Raw genomic sequence first — 13,240 nt, 5'->3', positions numbered from 1 at the left:
ATTAGTGAAAATCGACGTCACTGTGCGTCCAGATTTTTACTCAGCTTATTCCTCCGTAGCAATTACGGGGGATTTTTATTTGGAACAAACAGGAGGAAAACAACATGAAAAAGATTTGGCAATTAGGATTAACGGCATTTTTGGCAGTATTCTTGCTCGCAGCATGTGGAACAGCTACTACACCAGATAAGCCGAAAGTAGATGGAACACCGGAAGCGGAAGTGGTTAAAGCTGAATTCCCGCTTACGTTAACGGACTCGGTTGGCAATGAAATTACCCTGGAAACTGCACCGGCAACAATCGTTTCTATGGTGCCAAGCAACACGGAAATATTGTTTGAACTAGGTCTTGGGGATGCGATTGTCGGCGTCAATGACTACGATGATTATCCAGCAGAAGCACTTAAAAAAGAGAAAATCGGCGGCCAGGATTTCAACGTCGAAAAAATCGTTTCCATGAACCCTGAAATTGTTTTTGCACATGAATCAGGACTTGGAACAGGCAAAGAAGGACTGCAACAAATCCGCGATGCAGGAATCCCAGTCTTTGTTGTAAAAAATGCAGTGAGTTTCGAAGAAACGTACACAACGATTGAAACAATCGGTCAAGCGACTGGTAAAACAGTAGAAGCAAAAAAAATCATTACGGACATGAAAGTAAAAGTAGAAGAAGTATTGGCGAAATTAGTAACAGTCGACAATAAAAAAACAGTTTTTGTTGAAACATCACCTGAGCCAAACATTTACACACCAGGAAAAAATACATTTATGGATCAAATGCTAGAAATGATTGGTGCTGAAAATATTGCTGCTGATCAGGAAGACTGGTTTATGATAGCTCCGGAAGAAATTATTAACCGTAATCCGGATGTAATTATCGTGTTGTATGATTATATCGAAACGGCAGTTGCAGACGTTTATGCACGCCCAGGTTTCGATACGATTACGGCAATTAAAGAAAAAGCTGTTGTTCAAGTTAAAGAGAATATCACGAGCCGTACAGGCCCACGTCTTGCTGAAGGGCTTGAAGAAATAGCAAAAGCCATCTACCCTGAGGCTTTCGGTGAGTAAATCCAGCGTTGCCTACATCGTTTCCGCCGCCGCACTCGTTGTGGCGGTGTGGCTCGGTGTGTCAATCGGGTCTGTGAAAATACCGATTAGTACGTTATGGAATGCGGAGGCGGATGCAACAGCTACCAATATTTTGTGGAAGATTCGTATGCCGCGTGTCGTGCTTGCCGGACTTGTCGGCGCATCGCTCGCGATTTCGGGAGCTGCTTTCCAAGGGTTGCTGAAAAATCCGCTCGCTGATCCATACACCCTCGGAGTGTCATCCGGCGCCTCGGTCGGTGCTGTTATGACGCTCTTTTTTGGTATTTCTATCCCGTTTTTAGGCACTTATACGCTTCCTATATTCAGTATGGTTGGTGCTGCATTAACAATGTTCCTCGTTCTTGGATTTGCACGCCTCGTTGACCGAGCGATGAAAATGGAAACAATTATTTTGACTGGAATCATTTTCGGTTCGTTCCTCGGTTCTGTACTATCACTTATGATAGCGCTCACAGGGGAAGAGTTGCGTCAAATTATTGGTTGGCTACTCGGCAGTGTATCAATGCGGGGATGGAATTATATTACGATGATTTTGCCATTCGTCGTCGTAGGTTCATTCATGCTGTGGCTGAATCGCCGCGAATTAAATGCGATGTTATTTGGAGAAGAACGAGCGCATCATTTAGGTGTCAACGTCAAACGCCGTAAGTTTGCCATTCTGATTGGTGGATCCATCCTGACAGGTTCGGCAGTCGCGGTGTCCGGCACAATTGGCTTTGTTGGTCTAGTCGTTCCGCATATGACGCGGCTTCTTTGGGGATCTGATCATCGCCATCTCCTGACATTATCGTTCATGAACGGTGCAACGTTGCTCATCATTTGCGACTTAATTGCCCGGACAATCATTTCGCCGACAGAACTTCCGGTCGGTGTCATCACAGCGTTTATCGGTGCACCCGTATTTGCATTTATCTTCTATAAACAACGGAGGAAAGGAGGCATGTGAAATGTTAAAAGTCGAAAATATTTCCGGTGGTTATGGCAAAGAATCCATCGTGAAAGCAGTGACATTCAATGTCAATAAAGGCGAAGTACTCGGCATAATTGGACCCAATGGCAGTGGTAAATCCACACTTTTGAAAATTATTTCAGGCATTCTCCCGAAGGAAACGGGTTCCGTCACAATTGACGGGCAAGACGCTTCTACTTATTCACAAAAAGAATTTGCCAAAAAAGTAGCCGTCTTGCCACAACTCCATGCACATGCATTTTCCCACACTGTTCGAGAAACGGTTGAACTCGGTCGCTATCCGCACCAATCAGGACTATTTTCCTCATGGTCAGATGAAGACGAGCGCGCCGTGACCGATGCCATAACCAGTATGTCCATCACACGCTATGCTGAAAACTCGATCGAACTGCTATCAGGTGGCGAACAGCAACGCGTTTTCGTCGCACAGGCACTCGCACAGGAGGCGCCGATTTTATTACTCGATGAGCCAACGAATCACTTGGACATCGCTCACCAACAACAATTACTCGATACGATTCGTCAACAGGCAATTGACAAAGGACTCACAGTTATTTCGGTGTTTCACGATATCAATTTGGCTTCTTTATACTGCGATCGACTTCTCTTGATGGATAAAGGGCGGATTGCCAGAATAGGTGTGCCACAAGACGTAGTGATGGAAGAGGCAATCGAATCTGTTTACGGTGCGCGAATAAAAACACAGCCCCATCCTGAATTGCCAAAACCTCAAATTACACTGCTGCCGGATACCAAAGAGGAAATTAAGCCTTTCGCCGTTGTAAAAGAGGACTTTTCGATAGCATCGGACTTTGTTGCATTACGAACAAAATATCCGTTGAAAACCATTTCCTCCGCCGTTCATAATGCTGGAACAGGCTGGTATCGGTCGTTTGTCAATCGTCATGTTGATGCTGATTACAATGTAGACGACGTCAAAGCTGAAAATACTTCCTATCTTGAACAGCAAGGTTTTCATCTGACGGATACGGTCGGTATGATGACCGCGGTCATGACGGAGCATGCCGAAGTCGAGGAATACACAGGGGATTTCGGAACGATTCTGATTGCGGTAACAGCTGGCGTTGGTAATGCTGTCGATGTCTCGCAAGCACTCACGCGTGATCAGAAACCTCGTGTCGGTACAATCAATACATGGGTTATCGTCAATGGCCAGCTACCTGATGAAGCATTTATCCAAGCAATGATAACGGCAACAGAAGCGAAAACGAAAGCGCTTCAAATGGAATCCATAACAGATCCGCTCACAGGCACAATTGCGACAGGTACATCGACGGACAGCCTGCTAGTCGCGGCAACACAACAAGGAGAATTCCTGCCGTATGCAGGTCCGATTACGCCGCTTGGAAAACTGATTGGCCACGGAGTTTATGACTGCACTGTACGGGCAATCCGTGCCTACAAAAAGGCGAAAGGGTGGACAACTTGATTCCTGCACATTTTATCGCCATCGCAATTGGTTTTCTGCTCGACAGAATTATTGGGGATCCACCGAAATGGCCGCATCCAGTCCGCTTAATTGGGACGTTCATTGCCAAATTGACTAGTGTTATGAATAAAGGTCGGTTCCGCACATTAAAAGGGGCGTCCACACTCTTCATCACAGTCGGGATTGTGTTAGGTATCGTTTTTGCTTTAGTAGGTTTTGCCTATCAATTCAATATCTATGTAGGTATTGGTGTGGAATCAATTCTGATCGCCGTCGGGCTGGCACAAAAAAGTTTGCGTGACGCTGCACTTGACGTTTACCGTCCGCTTGCTGCACAGGATTTACCTGCAGCACGAACGAAGTTGTCATGGATTGTCGGTCGCGATACCGATAAACTAAAAGAAAGTGGCATCGTACGTGGAACAGTTGAAACTGTGTCAGAAAATATTGCGGACGGCATTACATCGCCATTATTTTGGGCATTCCTTCTGGGAGCACCCGGTCTTTGGATGTACAAAGCAGTGAATACACTAGATTCGATGATTGGTTATAAAGACGAACGATATGAGAAGTTCGGTAAATTTTCTGCACGCGCGGACGACATTTTGAATTTCATACCAGCACGTGTGACGGGTTTTCTAATCATTTTATATGCGCCGAATAAAAGTCAGTTGTCCTTTTGGAAACGCTTTGCTGGCTGGAGTAAAGACGCAAGGAAACATCCAAGTCCAAACAGCGGATTTTTGGAGGCAGCGACGGCTTGGCAACTTGGCGTTACGCTTGGCGGAACAAGTACATACCGCGGAATCGTATCGAAGCGACCTGAGCTTGGACCAGGCAACACCCCGCTAACCGCAATACATATTAAACAAACCATTACACAGATGCATATCATAGTGTTTATTTTCTGGCTAGTAATGACGGTGATTGGAGTGGCTTTATATGCAGTTGCCTGAACATGGCGCAAATCCGCAAAACCTTTACGCAACACTGGGCATTGAACAGCCAATACGGTTATTGGATTTCAGTGAAAATGTCAATCCTGCGGGGCCTCCTGATTCAATTACCAAGATGTGGCCAAGTTTACGAGATTTGCTTACGGCTTATCCAAATCCAGAAGGGGAGCCGTTTCTGTCAGCGGCGGCTGATTACCATGGCATTTCGACCGATTATTTATTCGCGGGGAACGGGGCGGCAGAACTGCTTGCACTTTTGGCAGAGCGTTATCGCGCAAAGCGAGCGATTGTCGTGCACCCGACATTTTCCGAATACGAAGCGACTCTCTTGGCGAAGGATGTGGAGATTGTTCGCGTTATTGCATCGGAAAGTGACGGCTTTAAATTGCCGTTGGAAGCTATCCTTGAGGCCATGACTTCAGCATCAGTTCTGTACCTTTGCACACCAAATAATCCAACTGGAATCATGCCTGAACGCACGGATTTGAACGTAATTATTAGGCATGGTGCTGAAGTAGGTTGTGAAGTCGTATTAGACGAGGCTTTTATCGATTTTGTTGATGAATCACTGTCTTTCATTGCAGAATTAAAAAATAATCCGCACGTCATCGTCGTTCGCTCTATGACGAAAATGTACGCCATTCCGGGAATACGACTCGGGTATATCGCGGCAAATCCGTCGATAATTAGGGGGATAAAAGCACTCGCGCCGCATTGGAATGTGAATGGTTTAGCTGCTCAAATCGGGGCGGTGTGCTTACAGGAAGAGCAATACCGCGAACAGGCAATTCAGTATAGTAATCGTGAACGGGAAAAAATGATACGGTTTTTAACAGACAATGCGTGCAACGTTACGAATTCAGTGACGAATTTTATTTCATTCACACTTAGTTCTGGCCGTGATTCGAATAAGTTGTATAAAGATATGCTCACACGTGGAATCGTCCTCCGCCATTCACAAAATTTCCGCGGCATGGATGGCAGATGGTTGCGGATTGGCATGAAAAACGATGCGTCCATGAACATCCTGAAGGAGGAGCTGTTGCAATGGTTCGCGGAAAACTGACGTTCATAAGTGGCGGCGTTAGAAGCGGGAAAAGCTCCTATGCAGAAAAGCTGCTTGTTCATGAAGCGCAGAAAAATGCGGCCCGGCTAGTTTACATTGCCTCCGGCGTCGCAACGGACTCAGAAATGCAGGCGCGTATTGAACATCACAAATCGGATCGTTCCACTCATAGTTGGACAACCCTTGAACAACCAGTCGAGCTGGAAAAGGTATCGCCCTCCATTCAACCGGGGGATTACGTGTTATGGGATTGCCTGACGACATGGTTAGCAAATGAGTTATACACAGGTTGGGAGTCAGGAAAACCTTGTATTGGACAAGCGGGTTGTATGGAGCGCAAGGAAACACAGTTGTACACAACGATTGACACACTAGTGTCGCAAGCCGCCCATCTCGTTATTGTTTCGAATGAAGTCCTAGACGAACTGCCATCAGAATATGCTGAAACGGAATTCTACAGTAAATGGATTGGCCGTATTCACCAAGCGCTTGTCTCAAAAGCAGATACAGCAATTGAAATGGATTACGGAATCCCACTCATATGGAAGAATGAACGACAGGAGATGACGCAGTGAATGGACTAATTGTTTTAGGAACAGCATCAGACTCTGGAAAAACGATGATTTGTACAGCGTTGTGCCGCATTTTATCGGACGAAGGCGTGCGGGTAACACCCTTCAAATCGCAAAACATGTCTCGTTTTTCAGCGATAACGGAAAATGGCGAAGAAATGAGCCGTGCACAATTCATTCAAGCACAGGCTGCTAGAACGAAGCCATCGATTTATATGAATCCGATTTTGCTGAAACCAGTTGCGGACATGAAATCGGAAGTATTTTTTTTCGGAGAGAAATTTGGTCCAATTGCTGGAATGGCGTATCGCGAACAGTTCTTCACGCGTGGAATTGAGGCGATTAAAAACTCACTTGCCAAACTGGCAGCAACGTACGAAACGGTCATTATTGAAGGTGCGGGTAGTCCTGCAGAAGTGAATCTCAACGACAGGGAAATTGTGAATATGCGGGTGGCAGAAATTGCGGATGTACCTGCTATTTTGGTGGCAGATATTGATCGCGGAGGTGCTATCGCATCAATCGTCGGGACGCTACAACTATTACCAACTGAGCATCGAAAACGTGTCAAAGCTATTATTATCAATAAATTCCACGGTGACGTTTCTTTATTCCAAGAAGGGATTGAATTTATAGAATCCTACACTGGAGTTCCAGTGGCAGGTGTTATCCCGTATAAAATCGATCATGGCATCGAAGAGGAAGATATGGATCGACCGGTAATGAAAGCACCGGCGGGAATCGACGTCTATGATGCATGGGCAAAACATGTTAAAGCGCATCTCAACTGGCCGCTTATCAAAGAAATTTTGTCACAACCCGGAGAGATGGAATGAACGGATTACTGCTAGCCATGCAATTTTTCACGGCAATCCCCGTTCGAAAAGAATTGCCACTCGGACGAAGAGAAGTGACAGCAATGTATGTGGCTCTACCTTTCGTTGGAGCGGCAATTGGGCTCGCGATGTACGGAGTGTCGGAACTTCTAGTGAATTATTTACATGTTGGAACATTTCTTGCATCGGTTTTTATCGTATTGACGGCTATCATACTGACCGGCGGTTTGCACCTGGATGGCTGGGCGGATACGGGCGATGCATTCTTTTCATACAAAGATCGCGAAAAACGACTCGAAATTCTAGAGGATCCGCGACTTGGTGCATTTGGAACGATGGCGCTTGTTTTATTGATCATCGTGAAAATCGCTGTGTTCAATGAAATACTGATGCGTGGTTCAGGGAATATTGCGGTGTTTATAGCGATTCCTTTCCTAGCAAGAGCCACTATGAACCTATATTTCTCCACGGTACGTCTTGCAAAAGATAAAGGAATCGCACACTTTTTCAAAGAAATGATTTCAATAAATATACTAATTAGCTGGACGCTAGTAAGTAGTGCAATGACTTTATTCGCGCTAGGGTTTATGTTGACAAGTGTACTAATTCCAATTGTGATAGCGGTTGTAATTGGAATCGCATTCTTCACGTTTCGTAACTGGTCATTGAAGCATTTTGGAGGCGTCACCGGCGACCTATGTGGTGCATTCATTGAAGGAATGGAGGTATTGTTATGGCTAGCCGTTTTGTGCTTTATCTAATCCGACATCTTCCTACTTTGGGCAATAAAGAACGGAAATATATTGGCTGGACAGATGAACCGATTTTAGATTCGGCTAATTTGAATTGGCGTCTACCCGAAGCCCCGATACACGTTTACAGCAGTGATCTTCGTCGTGCAAAACAAAGTGCCGTTCGCTATTTCCCAGATGCGTCTATTGAAACAGCTGCCAGTTGGCGCGAATGTAATTTTGGTGAGTTTGAAGGGAAAACATATGCGGAACTTGAAAAGAATAAGGACTATCGCAAATGGATTGATGATCCATATGAATTCGCACCATTAAATGGTGAAAGTTTAACAGATCTAGAAAGGCGTGTAGTGGCTGCAGTGAAACAATTGCCGAACAAGGCGGTTGTCGTGACACATGGGGGACCTATTCGCGTAGTCTTGACGAAGTTTTCATCTGAAGATAAAGGTTTTTGGTCGTGGGACATCCCGCACGGAACGGGTTACCGATTTGAATGGGAAAGCGACAAAGCATTCGAGGAGGGGGAGTCATGCACGTCTATATCGGCGGTGCCCATAACGGCAAACGAGAATACGTAAGAAAATGGCTGACCGAGCAAGGGCAAGAAAACGTACACTGGGTAGAAGGAAATTGTCTGGGAGATAGTTTCATAGTGGATAGGGAAACCATTCAGACGACTGTCATAGCTGGAGTCGAGAAGTGGCTTGCGGAAACGAATTTATCGGAACAAGCGGCCATTGAATATGTAATGAGTTGCATCGCCAAGGACCGTCAGACAGTTTTTATATTAACCGATATTGGACGGGGAATCGTTCCTATCGATGCAGACCAGCGAAAATTACGCGATGCTTGCGGCCGGCTTTATCAGCAATTATTGGCGGAAGCGGATGAAGTGACAAGAATTTGGTATGGCTTGGCAAAAACAGTGAAGAAAAGGGGAGAACAACAATGAAAATTTACACACGCACAGGGGATAAAGGGAAAACAAGTTTAATAGGGGGGCGCGTCGACAAAGACAGCCTTCGCGTTGAGGCATATGGCACGATGGATGAATTGAATTCATTTGTCGGTAAAGCAATGACGGAACTCGATCCTGCAATTTTTGCGGATATGCTGACAGATTTGGAAGCCATTCAAAACGAATTATTTGATGGTGGGGGCGACCTTGCAAACGTTATGAAAGAACGTCATTACAAATTGTCTGAGGAACCTGTTGATGTGCTTGAGCAACGCATTGATGTGCTAATGGAAGAAGCGCCGCCATTAGAGAAATTCATCTTACCAGGTGGATCGCCTGCTGCTGCAACACTTCATATTGCACGAACTGTTGCGAGACGCGCAGAACGCCAGACGGTTACACTTTTAAAAGCAGAAGAAGATGTACCGGCAGTAGTACAACGTTATTTGAACAGGCTTTCCGATTATCTTTTTGTTGCAGCGCGCATTGCCAATTCTCGGGTTAACGTACCTGATAATGAATATGTGAGAAGTGCGAAAGTGTTCAGAACGGATAAGAAGAAGGAGGATTAATCAATGCAATTGAAACGGCTCACATTGGCGGCTTTTTTTGTAGCCCTTTGTGTTATCGGTGGATTAATCAAAATCCCATCCGGCATTGGTTCATTGGCACTTGATACTGTACCAGCACTCATTTCCGCAGCCTTTCTCCCACCTGTATTTTCGGGGATAGTCGGGATGCTTGGGCACATGGCCTCCGCTATGAATTCGGGGTTTCTGTTAGGTCCATTTCATGTGCTCGTTGCACTTGAAATGTTCGTCATCGTTATCGTCTTTGCCCGCCTACACAAAGCGGGACGCAATCTAACGAAGTGGATTTTTTTCGTAGTGGCAAACGGTTTAATTGCACCGCTGCCGTTTTATTTCCTAATTTCACCGGCATTTTTCCTCGGAGCAGTTCCATTTCTCTTACTTGCGACAATCGTTAACGCAGTTGTTGCAGCGGTCATTCTGCCGTCACTTCAGCATGTGGTGGATGGTCGCATGGGGGCACTTCGATGAGGAATGCCATTGATATCGGCAACGGTTTCATCGTGACAACGGATAATTCAGGCGGTATCGGTGAAAAGTTGCAGGATATTGTTAACGTACCGGACCGCGTCACAGCGTATTTTGCGGCCCGCGTTGCATTGCTTGAACAATGGGCGACGCATGCAGAACCTGTTTCAATCCTCGTCCATAATTTTAGCGGCAGCACGAGTTGGGAAAATTATGTGATAGGCGTGACGGATTTATTCCACGAGGCAGGGCTTGAAGTTCCTCCTATCAATGGCAGTTCAGAAACCAATATGGAACTTGTTCAGTCAGCGATGGCAGTAACAATCATCGGCAAAAAGATGGAGGCACCAGCTCCGAAAAATAGTGTATGGTTTACTTACGGCACACCCCTCGTTGGAGATGAAGTGCGAACTCGCGTAGATGAAATTGCGTCCGTCCGGCTAATTCACGAGGCAATGAAAAGTGGAATCGTCCATCAAATCTGGCCAGTTGGCTCAAGCGGGATTTTACAAGAGGTCCGTTTGCTGACTGGAATTAAGGAAGCGCGCGTCGAAACCGCGCTGGATTCGATGAAATCAGCGGGTCCGTCGACAGTGGTTCTCCTAGCCATTCCTGAAATGAAAATCGAGGAAGCTAAAGCACTTTTCGGTGTCCATTTGAATATACTAATGATGATTACTTAAAACCTGCATTGTTTTTGCAGGTTTTTTCTAACTTTAAAAAGTGAGACCGATCATATAAACCTCCTGCCGATCAAATCTGCTGGCATCCGATCATATAACCGTCTTGCCGATCAAATCTGCTGGCCACCGATCATATAACCGTCGCGCCGATCAAATCTGCAGGCTGACCGATCATATAATTGTCCTGCCGATCATATCCGCTGGCAACCCGATCATATAACCGTCTTGCCGATCAAATCTGCTGGCACTCGATCATATAACCGTCTTGCCGATCAAATCTGCTGGCCACCGATCATATAACCGCCGCGCCGATCATATCCACCAGCCACCCGATCATATCTTCCACCAACCCTCCCACTAATTTCACCAATATCTCAAAACTATCAAAACTTTTAGTTGACTGAACGCTCATTCATAATTAAACTAGAAAATAGACATCGACACGATACTTATTTTCGACTACACTATCTGTACTATTCAAACAACTAGGGAAGGGGAGATAATAAATGCATCCATTGATCATTGCCAACTGGATTTTGTTTCTCGCGGTCGTGGCCTACGCGCTTGCGTTGTTCACATATCTAATCAAAACACGCATTCAATTTATCAAACTGGGGAGAAAAGAAGAGTTTGATAATAACATTTCGGAACGTCTCCGCAAAATATGGATTTACGTCTTCGGACAAAAGAAATTATTAAAAGATAAAAAGAGTGGAGCTATCCACGTTATGTTTTTCTACGGGTTTTTACTCGTACAGTTTGGAGCTATCGATCTTGTCTGGAAAGGGTTAAAACCGGGATCACACTTACCATTTGGTTCAGTATATCCTGTCTTTACAATCTTCCAGGAAATCGTTGCTGTGACAATACTTGTCGCGGTAGTGTGGGCATTCCACCGCCGTTATGTTGAGAAGCTTGTGCGTTTAAAACGTGGGTGGAAATCCGGACTTGTCCTTATTTTCATCGGGGGACTCATGCTTTCAACATTACTTGCAAACGGTATGAACATGATTTGGCAAGGACATGAAACGACATGGATGGAACCAATCGCATCGACGATTGCTACAGTATTCAGTTTCATGCCGGAAACTGGGGCGGCCGTCATATTCTTCATTGCTTGGTGGATCCATCTGCTAATCTTACTGACGTTCCTTGTCTATGTGCCGCAATCGAAACATGCGCACTTGATCGCAGGACCTGCTAACGTTTATTTCCACCGTCTTGATCATGCAGGCCGTTTAAAGCCAATCGACTTCGAAGCATTGGAAGATGTAGAAGAAGGAGAAGAGATGCCGCCGCTTGGAGTAGGTAAAATAACTGACTTCACGCAGCTGCAAATGATCGACTTATACGCTTGTGTTGAATGTGGACGTTGTACGAATATGTGTCCAGCATCTGGAACAGGTAAAATGCTGTCTCCGATGGATCTCATAACGAAACTACGTGATAACCTGACAAATACAGGTGCACTTGTGACAAAGCAGAAACCGTGGGTACCAACACTCGCGTTCAATAAAACAAAAGGCAACCAGATTGCATTTGCAGCTGGACTTGAAGGCGCTACAATGGATGACATTTACAACCCGTCCCTCATCGGCGATATCATCACGGAAGAGGAAATCTGGGCTTGTACAACATGTCGTAACTGTGAAGACCAATGTCCGGTTATGAATGAACACGTTGACAAAATCATCGACCTTCGCCGTTATCTTGTTATGACAGAAGGGAAAATGGATCCGGATGCACAACGCGCGATGACAAACATCGAACGTCAAGGGAATCCATGGGGGCTTAACCGTAAAGAGAAAGAAAACTGGAGAGATGCACGTCCAGATCTTCATATTCCAACGGTCAAAGAATTGAAAAAAGCGGGCGAAGAATTTGACTATCTGTTCTGGGTGGGGTCAATGGGGTCATTCGACAACCGTTCACAAAAAATCGCCTTATCATTTGTCCATCTGATGAATGAAGCGGGCATCAAGTTCGCCATTCTTGGCAATAAAGAGAAGAACTCTGGAGATACGCCGCGTCGTTTGGGGAATGAGTTTTTATTCCAAGAGTTGGCTACCGCCAATATTGAAGAATTCGAAAAAGCGGGCGTCACAAAACTTGTTACCATTGACCCGCATGCCTACAATATCTTCAAAAATGAATACCCTGACTTCGGATTTAAAGCAGAAGTAGTTCATCATACGGAAATGCTTTACGAACTTGTTGTCCAAGGGAAGTTGAAACCGGAGCATGCAATCGACGAAACAATTACGTTCCATGATTCATGTTATCTAGGTAGATACAACGACGTTTATGATCCGCCACGTGAAATTCTTAAAGCAATTCCTGGCGTAAATCTCGTCGAAATGAAACGTAATCGTGAAGACGGCATGTGCTGTGGAGCGGGCGGAGGACTTATGTGGATGGAAGAAGACACTGGCCACCGTATCAACGTCGCTCGTACAGAACAAGCACTTGAAGTCAGCCCGGGGATCATATCATCCGGCTGTCCATACTGCTTGACGATGTTGTCAGACGGCACGAAAGCGAAAGAAGTAGAAGAGTCTGTCGGCACATATGATATCGCCGAACTACTAGAACGTTCGATTTTCGGTGAGGATTGGCAGCAAGCTGAAGAGGTTGTAGTAGAATCGATTTTGCAATAAGCCATTGCGGAACAATCAGTATTGTCGTACAATTAATAGAATAGTGAACTATGATTTGTGAAATCAAAAGGAGTGGAAACACTCCTTTTTTCTTAAACTCTTATCGAGCGAGCGTTCAGTCGTTCAATTCAAATGAGAATGAAAGCGTTACCAACAATCATCAAAGGGGCGAT

General features: G+C 45.3%; 14 protein-coding genes. All 14 read left to right on the top strand.

The genetic code is table 11. The features are described 5' to 3' along the window. Positions 1–104: 104 nt before the first annotated feature. The 14 genes from ACP8HG_RS14385 (at position 105) to ACP8HG_RS14320 (ending at position 13,067) form a co-directional block, all read left to right on the top strand. Positions 105–1,070 (top strand): ABC transporter substrate-binding protein, encoded by a 966-nt coding sequence (locus ACP8HG_RS14385; RefSeq protein WP_438296924.1) that lies wholly within the window; start codon positions 105–107, stop codon positions 1,068–1,070. Beyond that, positions 1,063–2,058, top strand: a complete 996-nt coding sequence (locus tag ACP8HG_RS14380) for a FecCD family ABC transporter permease (RefSeq protein ID WP_338654927.1) — start codon at positions 1,063–1,065, stop codon at positions 2,056–2,058. Before ACP8HG_RS14385 ends, ACP8HG_RS14380 begins: the two co-directional genes overlap by 8 nt. A gap of 1 nt (position 2,059) precedes the next feature. Then, complete coding sequence (locus ACP8HG_RS14375) at positions 2,060–3,532, top strand: adenosylcobinamide amidohydrolase (RefSeq protein ID WP_067213220.1); 1,473 nt, start codon at positions 2,060–2,062, stop codon at positions 3,530–3,532. Continuing rightward, on the top strand, positions 3,532–4,488 hold the full coding sequence (gene cbiB, locus ACP8HG_RS14370) for an adenosylcobinamide-phosphate synthase CbiB (protein WP_067214078.1): 957 nt from the start codon (positions 3,532–3,534) through the stop codon (positions 4,486–4,488). Before ACP8HG_RS14375 ends, cbiB begins: the two co-directional genes overlap by 1 nt. Beyond that, positions 4,475–5,554 carry a pyridoxal phosphate-dependent aminotransferase gene (locus ACP8HG_RS14365; protein WP_067213217.1) on the top strand — a complete coding sequence of 360 codons (1,080 nt, stop codon included), beginning with the start codon at positions 4,475–4,477 and terminating at the stop codon, positions 5,552–5,554. The genes cbiB and ACP8HG_RS14365 overlap by 14 nt, the downstream gene beginning before the upstream one ends. Then, the gene (locus tag ACP8HG_RS14360) at positions 5,536–6,129 is read left to right on the top strand and encodes a bifunctional adenosylcobinamide kinase/adenosylcobinamide-phosphate guanylyltransferase (RefSeq protein WP_067213214.1); all 594 of its coding nucleotides are present in this window, start codon (positions 5,536–5,538) and stop codon (positions 6,127–6,129) included. Before ACP8HG_RS14365 ends, ACP8HG_RS14360 begins: the two co-directional genes overlap by 19 nt. Then, positions 6,126–6,962: a cobyric acid synthase gene (locus ACP8HG_RS14355; protein WP_338654931.1), complete on the top strand. Its 837-nt coding sequence runs from the start codon at positions 6,126–6,128 to the stop codon at positions 6,960–6,962. Before ACP8HG_RS14360 ends, ACP8HG_RS14355 begins: the two co-directional genes overlap by 4 nt. After that, positions 6,959–7,723 (top strand): adenosylcobinamide-GDP ribazoletransferase, encoded by a 765-nt coding sequence (cobS, locus tag ACP8HG_RS14350; protein WP_338654933.1) that lies wholly within the window; start codon positions 6,959–6,961, stop codon positions 7,721–7,723. The genes ACP8HG_RS14355 and cobS overlap by 4 nt, the downstream gene beginning before the upstream one ends. Then, positions 7,696–8,289 (top strand): histidine phosphatase family protein, encoded by a 594-nt coding sequence (locus tag ACP8HG_RS14345; protein WP_187045939.1) that lies wholly within the window; start codon positions 7,696–7,698, stop codon positions 8,287–8,289. Before cobS ends, ACP8HG_RS14345 begins: the two co-directional genes overlap by 28 nt. Further along, positions 8,241–8,663 carry a bifunctional adenosylcobinamide kinase/adenosylcobinamide-phosphate guanylyltransferase gene (locus tag ACP8HG_RS14340; RefSeq protein WP_340740902.1) on the top strand — a complete coding sequence of 141 codons (423 nt, stop codon included), beginning with the start codon at positions 8,241–8,243 and terminating at the stop codon, positions 8,661–8,663. The genes ACP8HG_RS14345 and ACP8HG_RS14340 overlap by 49 nt, the downstream gene beginning before the upstream one ends. Next, positions 8,660–9,241, top strand: coding sequence for a cob(I)yrinic acid a,c-diamide adenosyltransferase (locus ACP8HG_RS14335; protein ID WP_067213203.1), 582 nt, complete (start codon positions 8,660–8,662; stop codon positions 9,239–9,241). Before ACP8HG_RS14340 ends, ACP8HG_RS14335 begins: the two co-directional genes overlap by 4 nt. A 3-nt stretch (positions 9,242–9,244) precedes the next feature. Next, on the top strand, positions 9,245–9,730 hold the full coding sequence (locus ACP8HG_RS14330) for an ECF transporter S component (RefSeq protein WP_438296919.1): 486 nt from the start codon (positions 9,245–9,247) through the stop codon (positions 9,728–9,730). Beyond that, a complete protein-coding gene (locus ACP8HG_RS14325; protein ID WP_438296917.1) occupies positions 9,727–10,410 on the top strand; it encodes an alpha-ribazole-5-phosphate synthase in 684 nt (227 codons plus the stop codon). The genes ACP8HG_RS14330 and ACP8HG_RS14325 overlap by 4 nt, the downstream gene beginning before the upstream one ends. A 506-nt stretch (positions 10,411–10,916) precedes the next feature. After that, complete coding sequence (locus tag ACP8HG_RS14320) at positions 10,917–13,067, top strand: (Fe-S)-binding protein (RefSeq protein WP_438296915.1); 2,151 nt, start codon at positions 10,917–10,919, stop codon at positions 13,065–13,067. Positions 13,068–13,240: the final 173 nt, after the last annotated feature.

The organism is Sporosarcina sp. FA15, from assembly GCF_051550195.1.
Taxonomy (GTDB): Bacteria; Bacillota; Bacilli; order Bacillales_A; family Planococcaceae; genus Sporosarcina; species Sporosarcina psychrophila.
This window is presented reverse-complemented; position numbering and strand designations above follow the sequence as displayed.

What these genes read in the sequence shown, in the direction of transcription:
- cobS (WP_338654933.1), top strand. Translation starts at nt 6,959, where the DNA reads ATGAACGGATTACTGCTAGCCATGCAATTTTTCACGGCAATCCCCGTT.
- ACP8HG_RS14340 (WP_340740902.1), top strand. Translation starts at nt 8,241, where the DNA reads ATGCACGTCTATATCGGCGGTGCCCATAACGGCAAACGAGAATACGTA.
- ACP8HG_RS14320 (WP_438296915.1), top strand. Translation starts at nt 10,917, where the DNA reads ATGCATCCATTGATCATTGCCAACTGGATTTTGTTTCTCGCGGTCGTG.
- ACP8HG_RS14330 (WP_438296919.1), top strand. Translation starts at nt 9,245, where the DNA reads ATGCAATTGAAACGGCTCACATTGGCGGCTTTTTTTGTAGCCCTTTGT.
- ACP8HG_RS14335 (WP_067213203.1), top strand. Translation starts at nt 8,660, where the DNA reads ATGAAAATTTACACACGCACAGGGGATAAAGGGAAAACAAGTTTAATA.
- ACP8HG_RS14325 (WP_438296917.1), top strand. Translation starts at nt 9,727, where the DNA reads ATGAGGAATGCCATTGATATCGGCAACGGTTTCATCGTGACAACGGAT.
- ACP8HG_RS14375 (WP_067213220.1), top strand. Translation starts at nt 2,060, where the DNA reads ATGTTAAAAGTCGAAAATATTTCCGGTGGTTATGGCAAAGAATCCATC.
- ACP8HG_RS14345 (WP_187045939.1), top strand. Translation starts at nt 7,696, where the DNA reads ATGGCTAGCCGTTTTGTGCTTTATCTAATCCGACATCTTCCTACTTTG.
- ACP8HG_RS14385 (WP_438296924.1), top strand. Translation starts at nt 105, where the DNA reads ATGAAAAAGATTTGGCAATTAGGATTAACGGCATTTTTGGCAGTATTC.
- ACP8HG_RS14365 (WP_067213217.1), top strand. Translation starts at nt 4,475, where the DNA reads ATGCAGTTGCCTGAACATGGCGCAAATCCGCAAAACCTTTACGCAACA.
- ACP8HG_RS14360 (WP_067213214.1), top strand. Translation starts at nt 5,536, where the DNA reads ATGGTTCGCGGAAAACTGACGTTCATAAGTGGCGGCGTTAGAAGCGGG.